Annotated in this window: 24 protein-coding genes; 11 read left to right on the forward strand and 13 right to left on the reverse strand. The window is 51.6% G+C overall.

Annotated elements, in window-relative coordinates:
* The first annotated feature begins 50 nt into the window (after nt 1-50).
* The 9 genes from OGY13_RS24130 to OGY13_RS24170 are packed head-to-tail and all read left to right on the forward strand — an operon-like array spanning nt 51 to nt 11,969.
* Nucleotides 51-2,261, forward strand: a complete 2,211-nt coding sequence (locus tag OGY13_RS24130) for a sensor domain-containing phosphodiesterase (protein ID WP_008785653.1) — start codon at nt 51-53, stop codon at nt 2,259-2,261.
* A gap of 45 nt (nt 2,262-2,306) precedes the next feature.
* Nucleotides 2,307-4,397: a methyl-accepting chemotaxis protein gene (locus OGY13_RS24135; RefSeq protein ID WP_213752621.1), complete on the forward strand. Its 2,091-nt coding sequence runs from the start codon at nt 2,307-2,309 to the stop codon at nt 4,395-4,397.
* A complete protein-coding gene (locus OGY13_RS24140) occupies nt 4,394-5,461 on the forward strand; it encodes a chemotaxis protein CheB (RefSeq protein ID WP_048215672.1) in 1,068 nt (355 codons plus the stop codon). Before OGY13_RS24135 ends, OGY13_RS24140 begins: the two co-directional genes overlap by 4 nt.
* Entirely contained in the window at nt 5,458-6,870 is a 1,413-nt protein-coding gene (locus OGY13_RS24145; RefSeq protein WP_213752622.1) for a CheR family methyltransferase, read from the forward strand. Before OGY13_RS24140 ends, OGY13_RS24145 begins: the two co-directional genes overlap by 4 nt.
* An 11-nt stretch (nt 6,871-6,881) precedes the next feature.
* Nucleotides 6,882-9,014 (forward strand): hybrid sensor histidine kinase/response regulator, encoded by a 2,133-nt coding sequence (locus tag OGY13_RS24150; RefSeq protein ID WP_153686771.1) that lies wholly within the window; start codon nt 6,882-6,884, stop codon nt 9,012-9,014.
* A gap of 22 nt (nt 9,015-9,036) precedes the next feature.
* Nucleotides 9,037-9,396, forward strand: coding sequence for a response regulator (locus tag OGY13_RS24155; protein ID WP_003825854.1), 360 nt, complete (start codon nt 9,037-9,039; stop codon nt 9,394-9,396).
* Nucleotides 9,397-9,413: 17 nt separating this feature from the next.
* The gene (locus OGY13_RS24160) at nt 9,414-11,090 is read left to right on the forward strand and encodes a diguanylate cyclase (protein WP_213752623.1); all 1,677 of its coding nucleotides are present in this window, start codon (nt 9,414-9,416) and stop codon (nt 11,088-11,090) included.
* An 11-nt stretch (nt 11,091-11,101) separates the two neighbouring features.
* Complete coding sequence (locus tag OGY13_RS24165; protein ID WP_032944769.1) at nt 11,102-11,626, forward strand: chemotaxis protein CheW; 525 nt, start codon at nt 11,102-11,104, stop codon at nt 11,624-11,626.
* Nucleotides 11,610-11,969 carry a hypothetical protein gene (locus OGY13_RS24170; protein WP_003825861.1) on the forward strand — a complete coding sequence of 120 codons (360 nt, stop codon included), beginning with the start codon at nt 11,610-11,612 and terminating at the stop codon, nt 11,967-11,969. Before OGY13_RS24165 ends, OGY13_RS24170 begins: the two co-directional genes overlap by 17 nt.
* A 59-nt stretch (nt 11,970-12,028) precedes the next feature.
* Here the strand turns inward: OGY13_RS24170 and OGY13_RS24175 are convergent, their stop codons facing one another.
* From OGY13_RS24175 to OGY13_RS24200, 6 genes are all read right to left on the reverse strand, one after another.
* Nucleotides 12,029-13,651 (reverse strand): serine hydrolase, encoded by a 1,623-nt coding sequence (locus OGY13_RS24175; RefSeq protein ID WP_191215466.1) that lies wholly within the window; start codon nt 13,649-13,651, stop codon nt 12,029-12,031.
* 94 nt (nt 13,652-13,745) lie between these two features.
* Complete coding sequence (locus tag OGY13_RS24180) at nt 13,746-14,468, reverse strand: cysteine hydrolase family protein (RefSeq protein WP_241177030.1); 723 nt, start codon at nt 14,466-14,468, stop codon at nt 13,746-13,748.
* 163 nt (nt 14,469-14,631) lie between these two features.
* Entirely contained in the window at nt 14,632-15,483 is an 852-nt protein-coding gene (sitD, locus tag OGY13_RS24185; RefSeq protein ID WP_032944764.1) for an iron/manganese ABC transporter permease subunit SitD, read from the reverse strand.
* Nucleotides 15,480-16,337, reverse strand: coding sequence for an iron/manganese ABC transporter permease subunit SitC (gene sitC, locus OGY13_RS24190; protein WP_008785642.1), 858 nt, complete (start codon nt 16,335-16,337; stop codon nt 15,480-15,482). Before sitC ends, sitD begins: the two co-directional genes overlap by 4 nt.
* A 2-nt stretch (nt 16,338-16,339) precedes the next feature.
* Nucleotides 16,340-17,155, reverse strand: coding sequence for an iron/manganese ABC transporter ATP-binding protein SitB (gene sitB, locus OGY13_RS24195; protein ID WP_060683326.1), 816 nt, complete (start codon nt 17,153-17,155; stop codon nt 16,340-16,342).
* Entirely contained in the window at nt 17,152-18,069 is a 918-nt protein-coding gene (locus OGY13_RS24200) for a metal ABC transporter substrate-binding protein (RefSeq protein WP_057068101.1), read from the reverse strand. Before OGY13_RS24200 ends, sitB begins: the two co-directional genes overlap by 4 nt.
* A gap of 187 nt (nt 18,070-18,256) precedes the next feature.
* Here OGY13_RS24200 and OGY13_RS24205 point away from each other — a divergent pair, with 187 nt between their 5' ends.
* Nucleotides 18,257-18,601, forward strand: coding sequence for a nitrous oxide-stimulated promoter family protein (locus tag OGY13_RS24205; protein ID WP_213752648.1), 345 nt, complete (start codon nt 18,257-18,259; stop codon nt 18,599-18,601).
* A gap of 122 nt (nt 18,602-18,723) precedes the next feature.
* Here OGY13_RS24205 and OGY13_RS24210 read toward each other — a convergent pair whose 3' ends face one another.
* The 7 genes from OGY13_RS24210 to hypA all read right to left on the reverse strand — a co-directional run bounded on the left by OGY13_RS24210 (nt 18,724) and on the right by hypA (nt 25,232).
* Nucleotides 18,724-19,152, reverse strand: a complete 429-nt coding sequence (locus OGY13_RS24210) for a TOBE domain-containing protein (RefSeq protein WP_003825890.1) — start codon at nt 19,150-19,152, stop codon at nt 18,724-18,726.
* 44 nt (nt 19,153-19,196) lie between these two features.
* On the reverse strand, nt 19,197-21,275 hold the full coding sequence (flhA, locus tag OGY13_RS24215) for a formate hydrogenlyase transcriptional activator FlhA (RefSeq protein WP_032944751.1): 2,079 nt from the start codon (nt 21,273-21,275) through the stop codon (nt 19,197-19,199).
* A 217-nt stretch (nt 21,276-21,492) separates the two neighbouring features.
* A complete protein-coding gene (hypE, locus tag OGY13_RS24220; protein ID WP_213752624.1) occupies nt 21,493-22,503 on the reverse strand; it encodes a hydrogenase maturation carbamoyl dehydratase HypE in 1,011 nt (336 codons plus the stop codon).
* Nucleotides 22,500-23,621, reverse strand: a complete 1,122-nt coding sequence (gene hypD / locus OGY13_RS24225; RefSeq protein ID WP_111465147.1) for a hydrogenase formation protein HypD — start codon at nt 23,619-23,621, stop codon at nt 22,500-22,502. Before hypD ends, hypE begins: the two co-directional genes overlap by 4 nt.
* Nucleotides 23,622-23,894 carry a hydrogenase 3 maturation protein HypC gene (gene hypC, locus OGY13_RS24230; RefSeq protein ID WP_003037411.1) on the reverse strand — a complete coding sequence of 91 codons (273 nt, stop codon included), beginning with the start codon at nt 23,892-23,894 and terminating at the stop codon, nt 23,622-23,624.
* Nucleotides 23,885-24,757 (reverse strand): hydrogenase nickel incorporation protein HypB, encoded by an 873-nt coding sequence (gene hypB, locus OGY13_RS24235; protein ID WP_003037409.1) that lies wholly within the window; start codon nt 24,755-24,757, stop codon nt 23,885-23,887. The genes hypC and hypB overlap by 10 nt, the downstream gene beginning before the upstream one ends.
* Nucleotides 24,758-24,860: 103 nt before the next feature.
* Nucleotides 24,861-25,232 carry a hydrogenase maturation nickel metallochaperone HypA gene (hypA, locus tag OGY13_RS24240; RefSeq protein ID WP_008785634.1) on the reverse strand — a complete coding sequence of 124 codons (372 nt, stop codon included), beginning with the start codon at nt 25,230-25,232 and terminating at the stop codon, nt 24,861-24,863.
* A 198-nt stretch (nt 25,233-25,430) separates the two neighbouring features.
* On the opposite strand from hypA, the gene hycA reads away from it, so the two are divergent.
* The gene (hycA, locus tag OGY13_RS24245) at nt 25,431-25,889 is read left to right on the forward strand and encodes a formate hydrogenlyase regulator HycA (protein WP_008785633.1); all 459 of its coding nucleotides are present in this window, start codon (nt 25,431-25,433) and stop codon (nt 25,887-25,889) included.
* Nucleotides 25,890-25,910: the final 21 nt, after the last annotated feature.

The raw sequence follows: 25,910 nt of genomic DNA on the forward strand, positions 1-25,910 counted from the left end.
CGAGTCTGGATTAAAGTCCTATTGGTATAGTGCATAGCGGATAAATTGATTTGGACGCAATAATAAATTCAAACACGATAAAAAACATTCGGGAATGGTGCCTGCCACTTGTCTTACCTGGCCTTTTTTACCCGCTGGCACAATATCTTAACGGTTATAGCATTCTCAATAATACTATTTTAACAGTTTACGATCTCAAGCTAGCCGTATTTTCTGCCGCATTGGTCTTGTTTGGTTTTCGGGTGTTGCCGGGATTTCTTCTGTTCCTGACGGTCATGTTTGTGGTCGGTCCGCAAAATGAACGGGTAGATGCGTTGTGCCTGATCATCGCGTCGACCTTAAGTTATGCCGCGTACCGCAAATTCACCGGCAGACGCAGCTGCGTTAGCTTTGGTCGCATCAAAATTAGCTTTAATCGTCTGCTCTGGCTTTGTGGCTACAACGTCCTGCTGTATCTGGTGTTCAGCAAACTCTTTGCAATGTTTGTCGCCCACGGACAACGCCCCGATGTGGATAACATTCCGGCGTTGAGTCTGGGCATGCTGGTACGTATTCAGGGGATCATCAACGGTTGCCTGACGGGGATCCCTTTATTTTACAAGATTTACCGCATCATTCGTCGACCGTCTTTCCTGCTGACCTTTCTGCGGGCCATTGCCGAACAGTGTAAAGGCAATATCGGTGTCTACGGCGTTATATCCTGGTGCATCTTGCTGTTTTTTCTGATGTTCTTCTTAACATCACCGGATAATTTGGATGTTTTTTTCTCTATCTATAGCCTGATCCTGTTATTTCCGTTGATGTTGTGGGGAGCAATCAAGATTGGCCACTTGTTCACAATGCTGGTGTGGACGATCGTATTAATCATCTTAGGCAAACATAACGACAGCTATATCGCCAGCGATGTTAACTTCATGCTGCATCAGGCGCTGGTTTCGACGTTGATCTTTGTCTTTTCACTCACCATTGTGATCATGGGGGTACTGGCAAAATTTACCCGTCAGCGCTTTAACCAGGCGCTGCTGCTGGGGCTGACTGATCCGATGACAGGCATGGCAAATTTACGGGCGCTGAAGACGGAGTTATTTACCACTGAACGCGCGACTGTATGTCTGATACAGATCCCCGAGCTGGAGCTTTTTTCGCGTCGCTATGGTTTTCATTTCCGCGCCCGCTACCAGAAGATCCTTGCTGAGCATTTGCGCAGACATCTGGTGAAAAGCGAGAAAGTCTATTACCACGCGGGTTATGATCTGCTCATCCGGCTGGAAAATGGCACCTGGGAGCGGCTATGCGATCTGTATCAGGCCGCCAACAGTTTTCGTCTCTTTTACAACAACCATCGGTTGGGTTTTCGCAGTGGTTTGGGCTATTGCCTGATTAACGATCTAAGTGATGACATTTATCAGCTGGTGGGGAAACTGGGCATGGTGGCGGGTTTATCACTCACCAACGGCAGGCCGGAAAACCTTGAGGCGCAGCATAGCCGGATCCTTGGCAACCACATTGTTGATAAAACGGAAATTCGCACTGCGCTGCAAAATGCGCTGGATAACAATGCGTTTGTCCTGATGGCACAGCCAATAGTTAGTACCCACGGTGAAGCGCCGTATCATGAAATATTGATCCGTATGCTTAACGAACGGGGAGAATTTATTCCACCGAACAGTTTCCTGCCGGTTGCTCATGATGCGGGGCTGGCACCGGATATCGATCTCTGGGTTATCGAAAATACCCTCAAATTTATGCGTAACCACCCGCAGCATTGTTTTTCTATTAACCTGGCACCGGTGACGGTGTGTCGTTCAAATATTGTCATGAAGATCACCCAACTCCTGCACGACTACGCGGTGGAGCCACAGCGGATTATTTTTGAAATAACGGAAGCAGATACGTTATCAGACAAAGAACAAACCGTGGAAACGCTACGTTTAATACGTCAGCTGGGATGTCGGGTGGCAATTGATGACTTTGGCACCGGGTTTGCGAGTCATGCGCGCTTGATGAATATCGAAGCAGATATCCTGAAAATAGATGGCTCGTTTATTCGACGGATCACCGAAAGTGAAATTAGTTACTACATCGTTGAGTCATTCTGCCGCGTTGCTGAAATGAAAAAAATGCAGGTGGTCGCTGAATTTGTCGAGAACGCCACTATTCAGGCCTGTCTGGAAAAAATGAATGTGGGCTGGTTACAGGGATATCACATTGGCAAACCTACGCCGCTGTTCACGCTCGAATCACAGGGCGCTAGCTCCTGATGACCAAAAAAAGAGTAATTTCTTCTCAGGTAGAGAATAAAAATCATGAGTGACATTATTAAAGTAAAAAATCGAACGGCGAATACCACCAGTGAGGGACCGCGCGCTCGACTATTGTCCTGGCTGCACAACATCCATCCCGGTGTGGCGATGAAGCTCGGTATGATTTTGGTTGTTTGTATCGCAACGTTGCTGATTGGCGCCTCTTTTATATTATCGTCTTATCTTTCCAGAGAATTGCAGGTCAATGCGCTGGAGATGATTAAAACCAACACGCGGATATTCCACAACAGTATTTCTAACGAGTTTCAGCGTGTGACTCGCGATGCAGAACATTACAGCAATGTTTATATTAATAATTATCAAAACGTTGCCAATAAACCGCTGCGTTATATGGACTCTACTGAATTAAAAGCGGTGCTGAGCAACCCGAACACCAACGCGCACTTCACCGAATTAACCAGCGTATTTGCCAGTACGTTTATTCTGCAAGGCGAGCAATTTGTACGTGTCAGCAGTACGTTACTGGCGAGTTCAGGCAATACGGCAACAGCAACAGCGCTAGGGCATGATAATCCTGCGTTGCCGCTGCTTTTGAAAAATAAACCCTTTTCCGGTGTGGTCACACTGTTCGGTAAACAGTTTATTAGTCACTACGAACCGATTGCCGACAAATATGGTCAGGTCGTGGGGGCCGTCGCGGTGGGTTTCGACGTCAAACAGAGTTTGCAACCGATCATTCAGCGTTTGTTGAATGTGCATATTGGTAAAGATGGCTACGCCTATGTGCTGGATGCCGGATTTGAACCTGGTCGTATGTTGGTCCACCCCTCGTTGAGCAACCAGCAGGCAATTAATATTACCGATGCCAATGGTTTTAAGCTGTTTGCCGACATGCTCGAACACAAGAATGGCATCACTTACTACAACTGGGTGAGCGGTTATGGCGCAGTGCCGAAGACCAAAGTTGCCGTTTATGAATACGTTGAAGGGATTAACTGGATAATCGCCACCACCAACTATGTTGATGATGTCGCCAAGAGCAGCAATCTGGTGCGCAACGGTCTGCTGCTGTTCACCGCGCTGCTGCTGCCCATCATTTTACTGCTGATTGCTGTGGCCAGCCGTTTCCTGATTTCCCGGCGCTTAAACCGTGTCCTGGGGATTGCACAAACCATTGCCGAAGGCGACTTAACGGTGGATGTTCAGGTCGATCACCACGATGAGATCGGCGAACTGCTGAGTGCGGTGGAGATGATGCGTCAGCGTCTGCACTCGTTGGTAGGCGGTATGGTTTCTCATGCAAATTCGGTACATCAGGCATCTTTGCATATTACCGAAGCGGTCGATGGGCAGGCATCAACCAGCGTGGAAACCTCATCTTCAGTGGCTGAAATTACCTCCACCATGGAAGAGCTGTCTGCCTCATCGACACAGATAGCCGAACACTCACGGGCGGTTGTGGATATTGCCAACCAGACGCTCGAGGACTGCAATAAAGGCTCCGAGTCGATGTCGCAATTGCTGATGCGTATGACGGATATTGATACCGACAATCAGCAAAATATGCGTGAAATCATGATGCTTGGTAATAAGTCGACGGAAATCAGTCGCGTGATGGTGATCATTAACAGCGTCGCGGATCAGACGAAACTTATCGCCTTTAACGCAGCGCTCGAAGCTGCCAGCGCCGGGGAAGCCGGTAAGCGTTTCTCGGTGGTGGCGGCTGAAATCCGCCGTCTGGCGGATTCGGTGACGGAATCGACGGTTGAAATTGAAAATAAGATCAACGAGATCCAAAACGCGATTAATCGTCTGGTGCTGAACGCGGAAAAAGGCGGCGAGAGCATTAAAGCGGGCGCAATAGCCTGTAAAGTCAGTGCTGAACATCTGAACGATATCGTTGTTACGGCTGAGCAAACCTCGACGGCGGCGCTACAAATATCGCTATCAACACAGCAACAGAAAACGGCGAGTAATCAGGTGGTCATGGCGCTACGTGAGATCGTTGTTGCCAGTAACTATACCTCGCAATCTATCAAAGACATTCTGGTTGTCAGTCAGGATATGACACAACTGTCGAAAGCGCTGAAAGAGGCTTCGTCCTCATTCACACTGACGGAAACAGATGCATGAATAGCAGCAACATTCGGGTGCTGATCCTCGACCTGGGCAGCGCATCGCGTAATGAGCTGGTCAGGCAACTGGAGGATCACCCGCACATTAAGGTGGTGGGGCAAGCAGCCCATCGCAGGCAGGCGATCCGACTGTTGCAACAGCTGATGCCTGATCTGCTGATTCTGACGCTGGATATTTCGGGCGCCGATAACGTCGAAATCGTGGAAACGATCATGGCAACCAGCGCAATCCCGATCCTTGTCATGAGATTTTGTCCAGAGAATCAATGGGATGATGACTACATTTCCCGTGGTGCGTTGGCGGTGTTGCACCATAGCAGTGATTCACCACTCTCAACGGATGCTTTGCATCGTAAAGTAGAATTATTGGTCGGTGTGAAAGTCATTCGACATATCAAGGGATTACGCTATCCAGGCGAACCGGTAATCCCCACTGCACGACCGATGATAGACGTTGTAAAAACGCCACAGGACTGGCCTTTTGTGCTGGCGATTGCCTGCTCGACGGGCGGGCCGCAGGCGCTCAGTAAACTGTTACAGAAGCTGCCCGGTACGTTCCCGTGCCCGGTACTTATTGCCCAACATATTGCCGATGGCTTCGCGAAAAATATGGTGCATTGGCTGGATAGCGTGACCGATCTGAAGGTGCGACTGGCGCAGGAGGACGATCGGGTGGAAGCGGGGTATGTGTATATATTGCCGCCGGAGCAGCACCTGATCGTCAAAAGCAACCAGCGTTTAGCGGCGATCCCAAGACAGGAAAGCGACGTTTACCATCCCAGTTGCAACCTGTTGCTGGAGTCAGTGGCTGAGGTGTTTCGCGAAAAAGCCGTCGGACTGATTATGACCGGCATGGGCAGCGATGGCTGCCGCGGCATTGAGCTTATTGTCCGCCGTGGCGGAACAACGCTGGCGCAGGACGAAGAAAGTTCGGTGGTATTCGGTATGAATAAGAACGCGATCGACAAGCAACTGATACACCGCACGATCCCTCTGGATGGTCTTGCTGCAGTACTGCTTTCGATGGCTTGCCACGGGCATGTTGAGAGTAAATTGCCATGATCCCTAATCTTCCTGACTATGCTCGCCTGATCAAAGAACGGGTCGGTTTGCACTTCGATAACGCCATGGAAGCATTGCTGAAAACGGCGCTGGGTCGGCGAATGGCCGAGCGAAAAATCAATGATTACTATGAATACTATGAACAACTGCGTAGCTCGCAGAATGAGTTTGATAGTTTCATCACGCTGATTACGATTAACGAAACCTATTTTTTCCGTGAAAGCGATACGCTGGATTTAATCTGCGATAAATGGATCCCGCGTCTGTTGCAACAGCGCAGTGGCCCGGTGCGTATTCTGAGTGCCGGATGCTCTTCCGGAGAGGAAGCCTACTCGTTGGCGATCAAGCTGCATGAGAAATACCTCGGCGGGATGGCCCAGCGCATTGAAATTTACGGCTGTGATATTGACCCGGCAATCCTGGCAAAAGCCCGCAACGCCTGCTATTCAAGCTACTCTTTTCGTGGCGTCGACCCGAGTATTCAGCAACGCTACTTCACCCGCTCGGGAAACCTCTACCGGCTGCATGATGAGATCCGTGAGAAGGTCACCTTCCATCGCACCAACATTATAAAAGAACAGTTACTGCCGGAAGTGGACATCATTTTGCTGCGCAATGTGTCCATCTATTTTGATACGCCAACGCGTCGCGAGCTGCACGGTAATTTGCTGAAGATGTTGCAACCGCAGGGAGCCTTATTTTTTGGCAATGCGGAAACGCTGGCTAACAATTTCGACATTCTGAAGCTGGAGCAGGAAGAGGGGATTTTCTATTTTTGCCACCATCGTGAAGCGGCAAGGATTGTGCCTGTCCCCAGAGTTGCGGTGCGCATTCCGCAGTCGAGAGCGGTGGTTGAACAGGTTCCTCTGGTGCCCACGGCGCAGCAGAGTAATGACTGGCTGAAGAAAGCACGCGCCAGCCTCGATGAAAAATGTTTTTCTGAAGCTGAAAAGTGTATCGCCTGTGTGTTACGTGACGATCCCCGTAATCAGGATGCGCTTTTGATCCAGGGCGTTATTGCCCTCGAGCAGCGTGAATTTTCTCAAACAGCCGGAAACGCACAGCAGATCCTCGCCCAGGATGAGTGGTCGGCAGAGGCCAAAATGCTGCTCGGCCTGGCGATGATGTGGCAACACCAGACCCAGCAGGCCATCGCCTGGTTCAAGCAGGTGGTTTATCAGGAACCCGGCTACTGGCCTGCGCACTATTATCTGGCTGAAATGTACCGGCAAAGCGAGTTATACCAGCCTGCTCAACGGACTTATCGTGTGGTGATGCAGTTACTGAACGACGAGATAAACAATCCGTCCTCGGTTTGTCGTCTGCGTTTGCCAATGGTATTTCCTGGCAATACGTTTCGTTTCTTGTGTGAACATCAACTGGCGCAATTCGCCCACCAAAGTGGCTAATAAGAGCGATTATGGCTATCGATCTGAAAAAATTCGTTCTGCGCTTTATTGATGAAGGGAGAGGTCATTTGCAGACGATCAGCGAAGGGGCTTTTCTCCTCTCCGCTGATGAGCATACCGACGCCTGGATAGGTGAGATGTTTCGCGCTGCGCATACCCTGAAAGGGGGGGCGCGGATGCTGAAGCTGCAAAGTATTGCCGATGTCACGCATCATCTTGAAGATGTATTGAGTGAACTGCGTGATAACAAACTGACGCCGGACAGGGCGCTGGGCAATCTGATCCATGAGTCTGTGGAGTACCTTTCTGGTCAGCTTACCCAGCTTTTTGTCAGCGAAGGGGATAATCAGTTGCCACCGGCGGATGCCGGGCTGTGCGAACGCCTTGCCCGTGCCAGTCGGGGAGAGGATATCACGCTGGCTGTCGAAACTGCCGGGGCAACAGAAAAACCGGTAGTCCCAGCGCCTACGACACCTTCCAGCATGGATGCCGGTATTAAGCAGGCGGATTTCGTTCGGGTAAAGCTGAACAAGCTCGATGGACTGATCGACATTCTGGGGGAGGTGCTCGCCGGACATGATCGCCTGGAACAGCAGATACAAAACCTGAGTCAACTGGTACCACGGTTACCGGGATTAAGCGCTGAACAGCTTCGCCAGCAGATCCACGACTTTAGCGCCCAGTTAAAAGAAAGCGTTCAGCTTCAGCATTTGCAGATGTTTGAACTATACGATGTGGCGGCGCGGATCCGTATGCTGCCACTTTCAACATTGTTTGAACCCATTTCGCTGCAGGTCAGCGAACTGGCTTCCACACTGAACAAGCAGGTGGTGTGCCGCTTTGTTGGCGGAGAAGTGGAAATCGACCGCCAGCTCATTGATCGGCTTTCGGAGTCGCTGACGCATCTACTGCGTAATGCCGTCGATCACGGGATTGGTGAGATCGACGAACGTCTGGCGCTCGGTAAATCCACCCGCGGCACGATTACCATCACTACTCAGCAGGACGGCAGCGGGATATTACTGCGTATCGAAGATGATGGCCGTGGTCTGAACTATGAGGCCATCAGCGCTAAGGCGGTCAGTAAAGGTCTGGTTCCTGCTTCAATGGTCGGGCAGCTCTCCGAGCAAGAATGTAATGAGCTGATTTTTCATCCCGGCTTTTCGACCAGCAAGATAGTCTCCGAGCTTTCTGGTCGCGGTGTTGGTCTTGATGTGGTGCGCAAAACGGTGGTGACCGACCTGCAAGGCGATTTGCAGGTTTATAGCCGTCCGGGAGTCGGAACCAGCTTTAACCTGCGGTTGCCTGTTTCGTTAACCATGATGCGGATTTTGCAATTTGAAGAGCAGGGGCACCTTTTTGGACTGGCTGCGCAGTATGTGGTTGAGGTGGTGGAATGCACGCCACAGGGGATCAGCGATATCGCCGGACGTCCTGCAATTATCTTGCATAACGAGTTTATCCCGGTGGTTTGCGTAGGTAGCTTACTGGGCATTCATGAACGCCAGAGCAGCTTTTCAACGCCCGGACAGCGATTAATCGTGGTGCAGAACCAGTACAGCAAAATGGCGCTGCAAGTGGATAAGCTCCTCGATGAACGCAAGATGATGATCAAACCGTTACCGAAGCATATGCAACAGCAGTCGCTGGTCTCCGGGATGGTACAAACACCGGATAACCAACTGGTCAGCATCCTGCACGTTCCTGCGCTGATGGCGATGGCGCAACAATCACGGCAAACCAGTACACCAGCGCCCGCCACGAGCGTAACGCAGGATGCCTGGCATGTGCTGGTGGTCGATGACTCACTGAATACCCGTGAGATAGAAAAGAACGTGCTGGAAGCGCACGGCTATCAGGTGACTCTGGCAGAAGACGGGCTGTCGGGGCTGCAAAAAGCGAAACTGACCCAGTTTGATGCCGTACTGACGGATGTCGAAATGCCGTTTATGGATGGTTTCACCTTCACCAAATCGTTGCGTGGGGAGAAAAACTACCAGCATACGCCAATCATCATCGTGACGTCCCGCGCGAAGGAAGAGGACCGGCGACGGGGGATTCAGGTGGGTGCGGATGCCTACATCGCCAAGGGCGATTTCGAGCAGGACAGTTTGATAAAAACATTAAAAATGCTTTTGTGCTGATGGCGCAAAATCGAGAGAGAAAATGCGAATTTTATTAGTTGATGATGATCTTTTTGCGGCTGAACTGGCATCCATATTTTTGCAAATGGACGGCTACGATGTGGTGATTGTGGAAAGCGCGATTTCCGCCCTGGCGTGCCTGGACTCGGATAACAGCATCGACCTGGTGATTAGCGATCTGCATATGCCAGAGATCAGTGGGTTGGATTTGCTGGCGCTGTTACGCGCTCAGGATTGGGCTAAGCCTTTTATTTTACTGAGTGCCAATGAAGTAACGGGCAGCGACGCTCTGTACGACCGTTGGGTGAAAAAAGATGAAAACCTCGCGGAAAATCTGGGGGCTGCTGTCAATGCGCTACTGCAACCATCTGCGATTAACTGAATAAGCCTACGTGTTTGATGAAACAAGAAAATAAGCATATAGCGATGGCGGCAGCGCAGGAAAAAATAGCGCGTTTGCGGCAGGGGTTTCTACGCCGAATTCCCGACATGCTGGCACAAGCGGAAAGATTACTCGTTCAACTGGTCGCAGAGCCTAGCGAAGCCTGTCGCAAACAGCTACATATCCTGCTGCACAGTATTCACGGTTCGGCAGGGTCCTTTGGCTTTAGCCCGCTGGCGAATGCCTCAGCAGAAGGTGAGCGTTTACTAACAGAACCGGAAACAGAGCAAAGCACATTGCATTACGATGAGCTGCGGCGAATCATCAGGTGGTTGTACACCCTGACTCAGGAGCAGCTCAATCTTGAACATCGTATCAGCGATACGGAGTTCACATTACCGATCACCGCGCAGCGCCCGGAAGAGGGATATGTTCGGCGGGCCAGTAAGCCTATCTACCTGTGTGATGATGATATTGACCAGGTCGAGCTTCTCGCGACCCAACTGCGCTGTTTTGGTTTTACCTGCCATGTGTTCGCGAACACGCAGGATTTCACTCAGGCCGTATTGTCGCAACCGCCCGCCGTGGTGATTATGGATGTTAGCTTTCCGGACAACGCCTACGGTGGACCGCTGGCGATGTCGGATTTGAAACAAAAAGTGGGCAAACCTTTCCCTGTACTGTTCCTCTCGTGTCATAGCGATTTCAATGCCCGCGTCAACGCCATCAAATCCGGCTGTGATGGCTACTACGTAAAGCCTGCGTCTATCACCGATTTAGTCCAGGAACTTCATCGCCTGACTCAACCGTCGCTGAAAAAGCCTTACCAGGTATTGTTGATCGATGACGAACCCGCGGTGGCGGAATACAACGCGGAGATGCTGCGCTTGGCGGGCATGGAAGTGCATGTGCTGGAAAAACCTCACTATCTACTGCATGTACTGAATGCGCAGCCGATCGATCTGGTGTTGATGGATTATCACATGCCAGAGTTCAGCGGTGAGGAACTGACAAAACTGATTCGCCAAATACCGCAGCATATTGGCCTGCCTATCGCCTATCTCTCCAGCGAGACCAACAAGTATGCGCAGTTGGGAGCAATGAGCATCGGCGCGGAGGATTTTATCCTCAAACAGAGCGACCCTGAGGAGCTGATCCGCGCCGTATCGATTCGCGCGGAAAGAATGCGCGTCCTGCGTGCCCGCATGTCGCAGGACAGTCTGAGCGGGTTATATAACCACTCAACGACCACCCATTTTCTCAAAAGCGCGATTGCCGAGTCGAACTACAGCGGCAACCCGTTTTGTATGGTGATGGTGGACCTGGATCGCTTTAAAAGTATTAACGATACCTACGGTCATGCGGTCGGTGACCAGGTAATTGTCGGTATTTCGCAGTTGTTCTCCCATCGCTTACGCAGCACCGATATCGTTGGCCGTTATGGTGGTGAAGAGTTTGTCATCATTATGCCCAACACCAGCAGTGACAAGGCCGCGCGCGTGGTCGAACGATTGCGTAGGGATTACGAGCAGGTCACATTTTCCGTTAACGACGCCAGTTTTCACAGTACCTTCAGCGCGGGTATTGCCCAGTGGCAGTTTGGCGATCGGATTGAAACGCTACGCGAACGCGCCGATCAGGCGCTGTATGCCGCGAAACAAAATGGCCGTAACACTTTCTGCATTGCCGAGTAAAAGGAGTCAATATGAGCCAACAGCTGGAGCAGATTCTTGCGCTGAACCATGGTGAAAAGCCGGAGTGTGAAAACGTTGATGAACCCCAGCGTACGCTGGTGTTATTTCAACTGGCGGGTAAAAATTTTGCCTTCTATGGGGCGCAAATTAAAGAGATCCTTGCAGAGCGCCCGATCTCCTGGGTTCCCTGTTGCGCGCCAATGCTTGAAGGGGTCATCAACTATCGTGGACGGGTGGAATCGGTAATGAGACTGGACAGCCTGATCGATAAACCTACCGTCAATTCGGCAGGTAAGCGCACTATTTTGATTGGATGCGCCGAGAAAATGCAAAGTGGGATCCTGATAGATAAACTGATTGATGTGTTGGAAGTCGCCGAAAGCCAGATTCATTTGCCAGGAGATTCGTTGCCCCCGGCGTTACAAAGCATCGCTGTGGGGGTGGTTAACGTGATGGAAACCTGGTACACGCTGCTCGATCTGAATCTGGTCTTTGAGCGTTATCAGGAGACCAGCGGTTATGACGGCTCCCACTAATCTGGCGGCGGTACGTATTACTTTGGGAGCGCTAACGTTGTATATACCGGCAAACCAGGTTGGTGTGTGTTCGTTAGTGACTCAGGTTGTGCCTGAAATCCCCCGATTTAGCCAGTGGCTGGGGATTGCTGATGAGCCGCAGGAGGGATGGCATTTGCATTTGCGCGTCCCGGACAGTGGCGTTGAAACCGGCTGGTACCTATGGGGACAACTTGAGAATGTGATGCTCTCCGGCGACATTATTTTTGCCGTACCTCCGCTTCTGGCGCGTAACTGTCATCTGCCTGCGCTTCGTGCCCTGGTGGGACGTGAGGCGTTTAGCCCGCTATTAAGCTGGCGCTGACACGCTGCGGGAGCTTTAACGGTCCCGCAGCATGAGAAGGCTGGGAGTGCTATATCCCGTTACTGGATATAAGCATCAACAGCCCGACTGACCAGCTTAGTCATAAAGTTGTCAATCTTATCAATGGTCTGCTTGTCCTGAAGATCGTAGGTTTTTGCTACGTCATCCAGGTTTTCATAACCGACCCAAACTCGCCCGATCTTATCCTGCCATACGGAAACACGTAACGGCAGATCCAGCGCGACACCCTGTTTATCCTGCATCAGTTTTGTGCCGACTTTAGGGTTACCAAATACCAGGACTTTCGTTGGCCTGAGGTTCATTCCCGCGCCCTCGGCATTTTTCTCGTGATCAATTTCGGTGAATACCGGAACGCCTTCGCTTTTCAGAATGGCTTTCAGTCGGGAGACCGTCTCATCGACTGAGAATTTACTTTCCTGGTTTTTGATCTTCTCTGAATTTAACCCAGAACCCAGCCCGATTTTATAGGCTTCAGCGATATCACGAGCCACCTGAGTCATGTCTACGCCTTCTTTGTTGGTCAGCATTGTCACGCAAACCAGTTCATCACCGGCGGTAAAGCGGCTCAGATAGGCACTAAAGCCACCTGTGGTTCCTTTGATTTCCAGAAAACCAGGATGGCGGGTAAATTCCCAGCCGGCCATGGCAGGCACGACTTTGCCATTTTTCAGTTTTGCCGGGCTATAGATAATGTCGCGTAGCTTTTTGTCTTTAACCAGCGTGCTGCCGGCAAGACCGATATCCCACTTACTGATGTCTTCCGCTGACGACCACAGACCACCGTAGGCGAACAGATTATCAGTGGCGATCGCGCTGACAGGCGCCAGTTTGTCACCCGCTGCGACGTAACCTGTTGCAGGCTCAACAGGGTTGATCCAGTCAATTTCTGACTTAAATTTCGAATGCTGATTATGTTGCTTATCAGGCGTCGGGCGATCAAGGAATGCTTTCGTTGGCATGTCTTTTGCGAACATGGTGCTTTGCAGACCTAACGGCGCAATTTGGTATTTGTTGACGAAGTCTACGTAACTCATTCCGCTGACTTTCTCGATAGCCATACCTAACAGGATAAAGTCAGTTGCGCTGGAGTTGATGTCCGTGCCATTTTTAAATTCGAGCGGTTTATCTTTAACAAGATCCACCAGCTGCGCAGGTGTATATTTTTGCTCTTGTTTATAGCCGAAAGATCTGAAATCAGGGATCCCGGATGAGTGCTGCATTAATTCCAGAATCGTAATGTTATGCCAGCTTTCCGGCAGGCCAGGCAAATAAACACTCACAGGAGTATTAAGATCCAATTTACCTTGCTCTACCAGTTGCATTACTGCGACTGCAGTAAAAGCTTGCGTGATAGGGCCAATTCCCCACATGGTTTTGGTGGAAGCAAGCTCATCATTGGCAGCCGTTGCCAGACCGTATCCCGCTGAGCGCGGAATATAAGGCGCCTGAACAATCGCCATGGATAAACCCGGCAGATTATTTTTCGCCATTACCTCGGCAATGATCTGATCGATATATTTGCCGTTGACCTTTAATTGTGGATCACCACGGTTAACTAAGTAAGTTGTCTCATTTGTACTGGCAGCGGCCAATACCTGAGTAGCTGAAACAGACATGGAAAGTAAAATACATGCCGAAATAACCTTTAACTTAAGATTCATGGAAAAGCTCCGCGCTTAATGAAATTTATTTTGATGGCTAATGGATGAGCGATGTTGTACATACAATTACCCTCGGTAACCGTACTCATAGCTATTACTTAGCTGCTGCCTTTACCTTTTCAACCGTGGTGTCGGTGTCCCATAAATCATTGGCAATGATGCGGTAGTTGGTTAGAGCGGCGAGATAACCGTCACCTTCCGGAATGCGCGGACCCGCTGTCGCATCTTTAACGACGACAACTTCAAAACCTTGCTCAATCAATTCACGCATATGGGATTCAATACACAGATTGGCAGCCATACCGGCGAGAATGACCTGTGAGACACCGCGTTTTCTTAATTGCAGTACCAGGTCGTTGGTTTCTGGTCCGAAAATCTTATGCGGTGAGGCAATGACCGTTTCGCCATCATAAATATATGGCTTAAACTGCGGTAAAAAGTCTGCGCCGGAATTTTCAAAATTCTCCATCGTCAGTGGACCTTTACGATTGAACATTCCAGCGCCGTGCATAAATGTTTCTCCCGGAGCGGTAGATTGCCATTTATGGTCGTGCGGAAAGTAATAATGTGGAGAAATAAAAACAGGCATTTGTGCTTCTTTTGCCATTTTGAACAACGTCTCGAGATTTTCTACAGTATTATTTTCAATAATGCTGTCTTTAAAAACCTCCCAGCCAATACCCTGAGGACTTAAAAAATCGATCTGTGGATCGACTACCACCAACGCAGCTTCCTTATTATTAAGTGTTATACCTTTGCGTGGTAAGCCATAGGCCTCTGGTTCAGAATAGATTTCTGACATGCTCATCTTGCTCATAAAATTTACCTGTATTTTTATCTAATGTGATAGTGACTATCTGATTATTAAATAGCGCTGGTAAATATGGCATGGTTTCAGAACGGGGCATTTGTTCAGGACGCTGGGAATATTGTCATTACGTATTCTAATAACGATAGTGGGCATATCACTGCCCACTCCGTTAGAGGTCGTATTGCTGGCGTCGCCGTTCTAAACGACGATCGCGCAGGGTGGAGTAAATAAAGGTCATCACAAACAGTAGTGAAAATAGTACGACGATGGTGGGGGCCGGTGCACTGTCGATGAAAAAAGACAGGTACACGCCCATAAACGAGGTAACGACCGACATAATCACCGCCAGCCACAAGGCGTGGGAAAATTTCCGCGTCATTAAAATCGCAATGGCGCCAGGCGCAATCAGTAAGGAGATCGACAAAATAATCCCTACTGATTTTAGCGTGGCGACAATCGTCAGGGCGATCATGCACAGCAGGCCGTAATGTAGCAGTGCAGTGTTAAGCCCACTGGCCTTTGCCTGATGCGGGTCGAACGCATGCAGCAGCAGATCTTTCCACTTAAGCCCAATAATAAGCGCTATCCCAAGCGTAATAACCGCGGTTTGTATGATGTCGCTGAACGATACGCCCAGCATGTCGCCGAACAGAATATGATCGAGATGGACCTCTGACTGGATAGAGACGTACAGCACCAGCCCTGCGCCAAACATGCCGGAAAAGACGATTCCCATCAGGGTATCGCGTTTGATGCGGCTGTTATCGTCGAGATAACCCGTCGCCACCGCACAGAACAGCCCGGCGATAAATGCGCCAATTGCCAGTGGGATGCCCGCAATCCACGCCAGTACAATTCCCGGGAAAACCGCGTGGCTCATTGCATCGCCCATCAGTGCCCAGCCTTTGAGTACTAAAAATACAGACAGCAGCGCGCAGGGCACGGCGACAATGGTGGAGATGACCAGCGCATTGACCATAAAACCAAACTGAAAGGGTTCCAGCAGCGTTGTTAAGATCATACTGACTCCTTGTTCACCAGACGGGCGCGGCGGCGATTCGCCAGCAGACCGTGTTTTGGCGCGAAGACAAATGCCAGCAGGAACAGCAGCGTTTGCAGAACGACAATAATTCCGCCGGTTGCACCGTCCAGCCAGTAGCTCAGCCAGGCGCCGAAAAAGCTGGTCAGGCTGCCAATAGCTACGGCGATAGTGAGCAGGCGTGGAAAACGATCGGTCAGCAGCCAGGCCGTTGCACCGGGCGTAACCACCAGGCAAATCACCAGAAATGCGCCGACGGTTTGCAGCGCGGCGACTGTGGAAACGGAGAGCAGTGTAAAAAATAACAGCTTCAACCGGCCCGGATTCAAACCGATAGAGCGCGCGTGGTTTTCATCAAAAAAAACCACCATCAGATCTTTCCACTTCAAAAACAGGATGGTTAGCGAAATAACCCCGATGATGGCCAGTTGTAGAATATCTTCTGGCGCAATCGCCAGCACGTTGCCGAGAATGATGGTCTGAATGTTCACCGACATCGGATTGAGCGACACCATAAACAGCCCGATACCGAAAAAAGACGAAAAAATCAGTCCGATAATCGCATCTTCCTTCAGGCGCGAACGTTGATTAAGAAACAGCATACTGCCCGCCGCCAGTCCGCCGGAAAGGAATGCGCCAAGCGCGAAGGGAAGCCCTAACATATAAGCGCCTGCCACGCCCGGCACGATAGAGTGCGACAGCGCATCGCCAATCAGCGACCAGCCTTTGAGCATCAGATAGCAGGAGAGAAACGCACACAGGCCACCGACCATCGCCGAGACCCACATGGCGTTGAGCATGTACTGGTAGCCAAACGGCTCCGTTAGCCAGTTCATGGTTATTCCCCCTCGTTTGCCGTGCGTCGCGAAATAAACGGGCGTTCATCATCGGTAATTACGTGCTGTTCACCGCCGCTCAGCGCAACGTGACGCAGTACACCGCTGAATGCCAGTTCGAGATTCTCGGGGGTAAAGGTGGTTTCGGTGGGTCCACTTGCCAGCACCGTGCCCTTAATCATCACCGTGTAATCACAAAACTCGGTGACGGATCCCAAATTATGGGTAGAGACCAGCATGGTTCGACCCTCATTACGCAGTTCACGCAGCAGGTCGATGATCCGGGCCTCGGTTTTTACATCCACGCCGGTAAAGGGTTCATCCAGTAAAATAACCTGTCCGTCCTGTGCGATGGCCCTTGCCAGAAAAACACGCTTTTTCTGCCCACCGGACAGTTCACCTATCTGACGATGGCGATAATCCAGCATATCAACTCGCGCCAGCGCCGCATCTACGCAGGCGTGGTCAATTTGTTTTGGTCGACGCAGCCAGCCCATATGGCCAAAGCGTCCCATCATCACCACATCTTCCACCAGTACCGGAAACGACCAGTCCACCTCTTCTGACTGGGGGACATAGGCGATCAGATTCTGTTTGAGCGCCTTATTTACCGGCTGTTGCAGAATTGAGATTTCCCCCTGCGCCAGGCGGACAAAACCCATCAGCGCTTTAAAAAGCGTTGATTTTCCCGAACCGTTTACGCCGACCAGCGCGGCAATTGAGCCGCCCGGAACCTGAAAAGTGGCGTCCCGCAATGCGGTATGACCGTTGCGATACGTCACCGTAACCTGATTTACGGTAATCGCAGAGTGACTCATGGTTGGCTCTCCAGACCCTTGTTGATGCCGTTAACAATGGTTTGCGTGGTGACGCGCAGTAAATCCAGATAGGTCGGTACCGGACCGTCGGCTGCACTGAGCGAATCGACATACAGCACGCCGCCGTAATGTGCGCCAGACTCACGGGCAACCTGACGCGCTGGTTTGTCGGACACGGTGCTTTCGCTAAATACCGTCGGGATATGATGCTCTCTGATGGCATCGATAACCTTGCGTACCTGCTTGGGCGTACCCTGCTGATCGGCATTGATCGGCCACAGATACAGCTCCTTGAGATTGTTATCACGAGCTAAATAAGAGAATGCGCCTTCGCTGGTGACCAGCCAGCGTTTATCAGCAGGGAGCTTTGCCAGTTCTGTATGCAGTGGCGCCAGGGTCTGCTGGATTTTCGCTTTATAATTCTGCGCATTATTCTGGTAGGTTGCGGCATTGTCCGGATCATATTTGATCAGCGCATCGCGAATGTTATCCACGTAGATCAGCGCGTTCTCTGCTGACATCCAGGCATGCGGGTTTGGTTTACCGTTGTACGGCCCTTCGCTGATGCCCATTGGCTGCACGCCGTTTGAGACCATCACTTCAGGTACGCCGGACAAATTTTGGTAGAAGCGGGCAAACCATAGTTCGAGGTTTAGACCGTTGGAGAGAATAAGCTGTGCGCCTTGAGCCCGTTTAATATCGCCTGGGGTTGGTTGATATTCGTGAATTTCAGCACCCGGTTTGGTGATAGAACTAACGTCCGCCGCGTCACCTGCTACATTGCTTGCCATATCGGCAATCACCGTAAAGGTGGTTACCACTTTGAATTTTTCTTTCGCCCAGGCGGGTGACAGCGTCAGCGCTGTTAACACGCTGGCAAGGAGAAATGACTTCAGATGGGGCAGATGCGGCATAGTATCCCTCGCAACAAAATGGTTAATTTATCATCGAATATAGCCTTTGCTATGTTATATAGCACATGGCATAAACAAATGAAAATAATTCTTATTTGCGTAGGGTGCTAAGGATGTATCACCTTCAGGTAATAGTTCTGTGCTTAGTTAAGGTGTATTATTTATGCAACTTAATTGTGGAGGCATCATGTCCGGCAAACGCATTGCACGTGAAAAAATGACGATCCAGAGAATGATTTCGCTCTACGAGAGCCAGTGCCCGCAGGCTTCAGACGAACCGGGGCATTACGATGCGTTATTTGCCTATGCGCAAAAGCGCCTCGACAAGTGCGTATTTGGTGAGGAAAAACCGGCCTGTAAACAGTGTCCTGTGCACTGTTATCAACCTGCTAAACGCGAAGAGATGAAGCAAATTATGCGTTGGGCTGGGCCGAGAATGCTCTGGCGTCACCCGATTCTGACCGTACGTCACCTGATTGATGACAAACGTCCAGCGCCGGAGTTACCCGAGAAGTACCAGCGGAAAAAATAAGGTCGCTGTGCGCCGGATGGCGGCTGCGCCTTATCTGGCCTACGAGAATAAGTGCATCTGTCGCGTAGGCCCGATGCGCATTGCGCCATCGGGCAACTTAGCCATGTGGTGATGAATGGCGACTACGCTTTGGTGGCAATCAGAATAGCTGAGGCTTTGATCAGCGCAACAACACGGCTTCCCTGACTCAGTTTCATCTCTTGCTGACTTTCGTTGGTGACGACGGCAACAATCTCGAAGCCTGCGTCAGTTTTGATATGTACCGTGGCGTTGACTGCGCCTTCTGTGACCTGGGAAACACTGCCAGCAAACTGGTTGCGGGCAGAGAACTTCAGACCACAGTCTTCAGTTGCCAGCGTCACCCATGGCGCTTTAATCAGGGCAATTGCTTCTTTCCCTTTCGCCAGACCCAGCGCCTGCTGGCTGCTATGGGTTACAATCGCGACCAGTTTTGCGCCGCCAGCCAGCGTCAGTTCAACTTCATCATTCACTGCGCCCGTAGCGACTGCGCTCACCGTACCGGTTAATTGATTACGTGCTGATACCGCCATACTGCCTCCTTTCGTTGAGATATCACCCAGTATAGCCACACTGGCTAAACCAGTGCATCCTTATCGATGCCTAATCGCTTCATGCGTGAGAGTAACGTTGTACGTTTCAACCCCAGCCTTTGTGCCGCGCCTTTGGGACCGGCAACCACCCCGTTGGTTTCTTTCAGTACGCGCATAATCAACTGGTATTCATCTTCACCGTCCTGCGCGACTTCGGTTGCCACCGGAGGCGTGGACGGCGTCAAAGGGGCAATATCCGGAAGGGACAGTTGCAGTACGTTGCCCCGGGTAAGCAGAACCGCACGTTCTACCACGTTTTCCAGCTCACGCACGTTACCCGGCCATTCCATACAGCTCAGCGTGCGCAGAGCCTCGGCGGGAATACTGTCGATATTGCGTCCCATCCGACGAGCAATTTTGAAGGTGAAGGCTTTTACCAGCAGCGGAATATCTTCCGGGCGCTCACGCAGCGGCGGCAGATGGATCGGGAAGACGTTCAGCCGGTAATACAGATCGTTACGAAATTCGCGATCGGCAACCATCTTCTTCAGATCGCGGTTGGTAGCGGCGATCAAGCGCACATCGGTCTGGATCAGCTTATTACTGCCCAGACGTTCAAATTCCTGCTCTTGTAGAACGCGCAGTAGCTTAGGCTGAAGCTCCAGCGGCATATCGCCAACTTCATCGAGGAACAGCGAACTTTTATCTGCCAGCTCGAAACGACCAATCCGCTGCGTGCTGGCACCGGTAAACGCGCCACGCTCGTGACCAAACAGATCGCTTTCCAGTAATCCGGCAGGCATTGCCGCGCAGTTCATCTTCACCATCCGACGGGCGTTACGTCCGCTCAGGTTGTGAATGGCTCGTGCGATCAGCTCTTTACCCGTTCCGGTCTCACCCAGAATCAAGACGGTGCTGTCGCTTTGCGCCACCATTTCGACCTGCTTGAGTACGCTGTACATCGCTTCGCTGCGACCAATGATTTCGCCGAACTCACTCTCTACGTTGTTGAGTTGTTCAGTCAACGCCAGGTTTTCATCGACCAGACGTTCCTTCAGGCGGTGGATCTCCTGATAGGCAAGGGCGTTATCCACGGCAATTGCCACACGCTCGGCAATCTGGCGCAATAGCTTGAGGTTGGCGGTAGTGAAAACTTTCTCTTCGCACTGTGCCAGCTTGAGTACGCCGAGCATAGTATTGCCGGACATCAGCGGTAGCAGACACAGGGTTTGTAGCTGGTTGCCCCAGGTTTCGAACAGCATCCGTTCGTAAGGGGCAAGGATGTCACGTTCGCTCAGGTTGATCAGCAGCATCTCTTTGCTTTTGAAGACCCGTTCAGAGAGCGTGCCCGCTTCGTCCACTTCACTCTGTTCGTGTGCCGGATGATGTTCATCCAGATAGTGAGTGGAATAGATACTGAGTTTATTTTTGCGATCGCTGCGTAACACGATGCTGATGGCATCGATGTCGAAGTAGTGGTGGATCTCTTTGGCGACTTCGCTGACCAGCTCATCAATATCCAGTCGGGAGAGCACGGCATTGGTGATGGCGACCAGGATGCGAAAGTTGTCACGCTCACGACACAGCAGATCGTAATCGACGTTGTTGCTGACTCTGCTTTGAATTTGTTCAGCAACAACGCCGACTATCTGAGTGAAGGTCTGTAGACGGTTATATTCTTTTTCACTCCACGGACGGTCTTCGTTACGGATGAATTCGCAACCGCCAAAGATGCGCCCATCTGCCGCCAGCGGCAGCAGGCAGTAGTGGCCAAATTCAGAATACAGTCCACCTGAAGCCAATTGTGGCCATGTTTCCGTAAACTCATGATAGTTGCAGTGCAACGCATCAGGGCGAGACAAAATACGGCGTACCGGACCATGTGCCAGCACCGTTTCGTCTTCATAATCGATGGGTTTACCATTTTCACGCGTTGCAAAATAACGCGCACGTTGCGTTTGTGCCTGCCATAAGACAATAGCCGCGCAGTCGGCCAGCGCTGAACGCTTGACCAGCTGCGAAAGCGCCTCGCTAAGAGACGGGAGATCGGGCTGCTGTAATAATGTACGAGTAATATCGAACAGGCCTTGCTGTCCGAGGTCACTCATCGGTGTATACGACATATTGCTTTTCCAGGGAAAGCACCGCAGAACGGTGCGAAAACGGTAAATGAATTATAGGTATAAGTCGTAAATTATTGCCGGATGGCTGACCGCAAACTCGCTGGTCACGCAATCCGTAGGCCTGATAAGCAAAGCGCCATCAGGCGTTATGCAGCGTTAATGCCGGATAAGACGCAAATGCGTCTTATCCGGCCTACAGCATGCTGCCAACCGGCTGCTAGCATATACGAGGTAATGGTTCGGCGTGTGGTAAATCGAGGGTTCGTTTTACGCCGTAGAGTCCGGCAAGACGAACACCTTTACGTTCAACCACTTCACCAATCATTGCCGCATCGCGTCCTAACGGATGCGCGTGCAGCGCGGCAAGCACGCTTTCAGCGGCCTGACGCTCAACGGCAATCACCAGTTTGCCTTCGTTAGCAAAGTTGAGCGCATCCAGACCCAGCAGCTCGCAAACGCCACGCACCGCTGGCTTCACGGGCAGAGCAGCTTCCGACAGCTCAATACCAAATCCGCATGCTGCGGCAAATTCATGCGTGACCGCATTCACGCCGCCACGGGTGGCGTCACGAAGCGCCTTCACGCCAGGAATATCACGCAGCGTCTGGATAAGAGGTGTTAACACCGCGCAGTCGCTGACCAGTTCGCCATCCAGACCCAATTGCTCGCGTAGGTTAAGGATAGTTGCCCCGTGATCGCCAAGAGAGCCACTGACCAGCAGCACATCACCCACGCTGAGAGTCTGTGCACCCCAGTGAATGTTGGCGGGAATTGCCCCCATTCCGGCAGTGTTAATGAACAGCTTATCCGCGGCGCCACGCTGCACGACTTTGGTATCGCCAGTCACGATGGCGATGCCTGCTTCGCGCGCGGTTGCTGCCATGCTGTTAACAACGGTTTTCAGTGTCTCCATCGGCAGACCCTCTTCGAGGATAAAACCGCAGGAGAGGTAGCGTGGAATAGCCCCGCTGACCGCTACGTCGTTAGCCGTACCGCAGATGGCCAGCTTGCCGATATTGCCGCCGGGGAAGAACAACGGATCGATAACGTAGCTGTCAGTTGAAAACGCCAGACGATCGCCTTCTGCCACCAGTTGTGCCAGTTCCAGACGCGCTTGATCTTCTTGTTCCGCCAGCCACGGATTCGCAAAAGCCTCCATAAACAGACTGTTGATCAACTGCTGCATAGCCTGACCGCCGCTACCGTGGGCGAGTTGTACGCTGCTCATGCTTCACACTCCTGCTGACGATACTGATACCAGGCGGCACATGCGCCTTCTGAGGAGACCATCAGGGCGCCAAACGCGGTCTCCGGGTTACACGTTTTGCCAAATAACGGGCACTGATGTGGTTTACATCTGCCCGTCAGCACTTCCCCACAACGCGCGCGCGGATCGTCATACACCTGCTGCGGCGCTGGCTGGAAATGTGCTTCGGCATCAAAGCGCTGATAGTCCGGCGTCAGGTGAACGCCAGAGGATTCGATAACGCCCAGACCGCGCCATTCGCTGTCACCATTGACGCAGAACACCTCGGCAATGGCCTGTTGCGCTAACGCGTTACCGGCATCCGGTACCACGCGGCGGTACTGGTTTTCTACCTGGCTTTGGGCTGCAATTTTCTGCTCAATTAACATCACTACGCCTTGCAGGAGATCGAGCGGTTCGAAACCGGCGACCACCAGCGGGCGATGGAAATCTGAAGCAATGAAATTATAGGCGTCGGTGCCAATCACCATGCTGACGTGGCCCGGCGCTAAAAAGGCGTCGATACCGTTGTCCGGCTGTTCCAGCAGGCTGCGCAGCGTAGGGATAAGCGTGATGTGCTGGCAGAAAAAGTAAAAGTTCTGCACATCACGCTGCTTTGCCTGTTGCAGGGTGATAGCGGTCGTTGGCATTGTGGTTTCAAAACCCAGGCCAAAGAACACCACTTTACGCGTTGGGTTTTCCTGCGCCAGCTTCAGTGCATCCATCGGTGAATAGACAATACGGATATCCGCACCACGCGCCTTGGCTTGCAGCAGGGAGCCTTGCTTACCCGGGACGCGCATAGCGTCGCCAAAGGTGCAGAAAATCACTTCTGGATGGCTGGCGATTTCTACACAGCTGTCGATTCTGCCCATCGGCAGAACGCAAACCGGGCAACCCGGACCATGAATAAACTCCACGTTTTTCGGTAGCAACTGGTCGAGCCCGAATTTGAAGATAGCGTGGGTATGACCACCACAAACTTCCATGATCCGCAGCGGGCGTTCAGCCGTGTAGGAGAGGTGGGCGGCACGTTCGCACAGGTGCTCTATCAACTGCATCACCTGTTCTGGTGCGCGGTATTCGTCAACAAAACGCATTTATTTTTCCTCGCCGTACAGCAACGCGCCGACATCCGGCTCAACGTCAAACATGTTTTGCAGCGCGTCGAGCGTATCGCGCGCTTCAGCTTCATTAATGATGCTCATGGCAAAACCGACGTGGACCAGTACCCACTGGCCGAGACGCGGTTGGCCATGTTCATCACAGCTACCGACCAGCGTCAGGTCGACGTCGCGCTGAATACCGCAGACGTCGACTTTGGCCTGGTTGCCATCAATGGTGCGGATTTGACCCGGAACACCTATGCACATCGCTGCGTCTCCAGCCAGGAGAGCCATTGATCCATCCCTTCTCCACTGGTGGCGGAAATTAGGATAATCTCAATCCCCGGGTTCACTTCCCGGGCGCTGGCGATGCATTTTTCAACGTCAAAATTGAGGTACGGCAGTAGATCCACTTTGTTGAGCAGCATCAGCGATGCGGCGGCAAACATATGCGGGTATTTCAGCGGTTTGTCTTCACCTTCGGTTACTGAAAGCACGGCCACTTTATGGCGCTCGCCGAGGTCGAAGCTGGCCGGGCAGACCAGGTTGCCGACGTTTTCAATGAACAGAATACCGTTATCGTCAAGCGGCAAACGTGGCGCGGCGTCAGCAATCATTTGTGCGTCAAGGTGGCAACCTTTACCGGTGTTGACCTGAATGGCGGGTGTGCCTGTGGCGCGAATACGGGCGGCATCGTTCACCGTTTGCTGGTCACCTTCAATAACGGCGCACGGCACGCTATCTTTCAGCTTCATCAGCGTTTCGGTCAGCAGGGTAGTTTTACCAGAGCCCGGGCTTGAAACAAGGTTCAGCACCAGATGCTGACGGGCCGCAAAGCGGGCACGGTTGCGCTCGGCGAGGCGGTTGTTTTTGTCCAGTACGTCAATTTCCACTTCCAGCATACGGCGTTGGCTCATACCTGGTGCGTGGGTTCCGGCCTCACCGTGACCGTAGTGCAAATCGCCTTCTTCAGTCTGGCTCGGGGTGAAATTTGAGGTCTTCACACCGGTAATATTCAGCGCCGGACGAGCCGCCGGGGCAAATGGCGCGCTGCGAAACGCCGAGTGGGGATTATGCTCATCACCCTCTATATATAGGTTGCCTTCAGCGCAACCACATGTCGTACACATCGCTCACTCCTGATCTTTTTACTTGCGATACATCTGTTGCCGGATGGCTGCGTTGCCTTATCCGGCCTACAAACGAGCTGTTTCTGTAGGCTGGATAAGACGCTTAAGCGTCGCCATCAGGCGCTGGAGTTTCATCTATTTCAATACGTCGAATCTGTAAGCCGTCATCGGCCACAATTCTCAGCATATCGCTGTTGCATTGCGGGCATCGGCGCACGCGTTGCGTCAGTAACGTGACGTATTGCTGACAAGATTCGCACCAACATTCGGCTTCTTGTTCTTCGAGGTGGAGTTTACAACCTTCTGCAAGGGTCCCGCGGCATACCAGATCAAAACAAAAGGAGAGAGCGCTGGTTTCTACGCAAGAAAATGCGCCAATTTTGAGCCAGACCCCAGTTACTCGCTTAGCACCGTGTTGCGTGGCCTGTTGTTCAATCAATTCCAGTGCCCGTTGGCAGAGGGTTATTTCGTGCATACCGCCTCCTGTGAAGTTGACGTATTAAAAGCAATAAGCATGCCAGGTTGAATTTTTTCATTCGTGACAATGACGACGATGACGAAATGACATGTCGTCACCCGCCTTTGATTTTTTATCTATATGAAAATTAAGTGATTTAATTTTGGCATGAAATGTGCTTAAGGCTGTTCATCTCTGCTAAACGGGTAACCTGACATGACTATTTGGGAAATAAGCGAAAAAGCCGATTACATCGCTGAACGGCATCGTCGCCTACAGGACCAGTGGCGTATTTACTGCAACTCGCTGGTTCAGGGGATCACCCTGTCAAAAGCGCGTTTGCATCATGCGATGAGCTGCGCACCGGACAAGGATCTCTGCTTCGTCCTTTTTGAACACTTCACTATCTATGTCACGCTGGCGGACGGCTTTAACAGCCATACCATCGAATACTACGTCGAAACGAAAGACGGTGATGATAAGCAGCTGATTGCACAGGCAGAATTGACTATCGACGGTAAGGTCGATGAGCGTATTAGCAACCGCGATCGCGAGCAGGTGCTGGAGCACTATCTCGAAAAAATCGCCACCGTCTACGACAGCCTGTACACCGCGGTTGAGAACAATATGCCGGTGAATTTAAGCCAGCTGGTTGAGGGACACAGCCCGGCTTAAGCCTCGGGTGCTGCCCACTTT

This window comes from Citrobacter sp. Cpo045 (genome assembly GCF_030332875.1).
Lineage (GTDB): Bacteria > Pseudomonadota > Gammaproteobacteria > Enterobacterales > Enterobacteriaceae > Citrobacter > Citrobacter portucalensis.

Coding starts and splice junctions, on each gene's coding strand:
- sitB (WP_060683326.1), bottom strand. CDS start 17,155: ATGAGTCACTCTGCGATTACCGTAAATCAGGTTACGGTGACGTATCGC.
- OGY13_RS24170 (WP_003825861.1), top strand. CDS start 11,610: ATGACGGCTCCCACTAATCTGGCGGCGGTACGTATTACTTTGGGAGCG.
- OGY13_RS24140 (WP_048215672.1), top strand. CDS start 4,394: ATGAATAGCAGCAACATTCGGGTGCTGATCCTCGACCTGGGCAGCGCA.
- hypC (WP_003037411.1), bottom strand. CDS start 23,894: ATGTGCATAGGTGTTCCGGGTCAAATCCGCACCATTGATGGCAACCAG.
- OGY13_RS24160 (WP_213752623.1), top strand. CDS start 9,414: ATGAAACAAGAAAATAAGCATATAGCGATGGCGGCAGCGCAGGAAAAA.
- hypA (WP_008785634.1), bottom strand. CDS start 25,232: ATGCACGAAATAACCCTCTGCCAACGGGCACTGGAATTGATTGAACAA.
- OGY13_RS24155 (WP_003825854.1), top strand. CDS start 9,037: ATGCGAATTTTATTAGTTGATGATGATCTTTTTGCGGCTGAACTGGCA.
- sitC (WP_008785642.1), bottom strand. CDS start 16,337: ATGAACTGGCTAACGGAGCCGTTTGGCTACCAGTACATGCTCAACGCC.
- sitD (WP_032944764.1), bottom strand. CDS start 15,483: ATGATCTTAACAACGCTGCTGGAACCCTTTCAGTTTGGTTTTATGGTC.
- OGY13_RS24135 (WP_213752621.1), top strand. CDS start 2,307: ATGAGTGACATTATTAAAGTAAAAAATCGAACGGCGAATACCACCAGT.
- OGY13_RS24200 (WP_057068101.1), bottom strand. CDS start 18,069: ATGCCGCATCTGCCCCATCTGAAGTCATTTCTCCTTGCCAGCGTGTTA.
- OGY13_RS24180 (WP_241177030.1), bottom strand. CDS start 14,468: ATGAGCAAGATGAGCATGTCAGAAATCTATTCTGAACCAGAGGCCTAT.
- hypB (WP_003037409.1), bottom strand. CDS start 24,757: ATGTGTACGACATGTGGTTGCGCTGAAGGCAACCTATATATAGAGGGT.
- flhA (WP_032944751.1), bottom strand. CDS start 21,275: ATGTCGTATACACCGATGAGTGACCTCGGACAGCAAGGCCTGTTCGAT.
- OGY13_RS24165 (WP_032944769.1), top strand. CDS start 11,102: ATGAGCCAACAGCTGGAGCAGATTCTTGCGCTGAACCATGGTGAAAAG.
- OGY13_RS24205 (WP_213752648.1), top strand. CDS start 18,257: ATGTCCGGCAAACGCATTGCACGTGAAAAAATGACGATCCAGAGAATG.
- OGY13_RS24145 (WP_213752622.1), top strand. CDS start 5,458: ATGATCCCTAATCTTCCTGACTATGCTCGCCTGATCAAAGAACGGGTC.
- OGY13_RS24210 (WP_003825890.1), bottom strand. CDS start 19,152: ATGGCGGTATCAGCACGTAATCAATTAACCGGTACGGTGAGCGCAGTC.
- hycA (WP_008785633.1), top strand. CDS start 25,431: ATGACTATTTGGGAAATAAGCGAAAAAGCCGATTACATCGCTGAACGG.
- hypD (WP_111465147.1), bottom strand. CDS start 23,621: ATGCGTTTTGTTGACGAATACCGCGCACCAGAACAGGTGATGCAGTTG.
- hypE (WP_213752624.1), bottom strand. CDS start 22,503: ATGAGCAGCGTACAACTCGCCCACGGTAGCGGCGGTCAGGCTATGCAG.
- OGY13_RS24150 (WP_153686771.1), top strand. CDS start 6,882: ATGGCTATCGATCTGAAAAAATTCGTTCTGCGCTTTATTGATGAAGGG.
- OGY13_RS24175 (WP_191215466.1), bottom strand. CDS start 13,651: ATGAATCTTAAGTTAAAGGTTATTTCGGCATGTATTTTACTTTCCATG.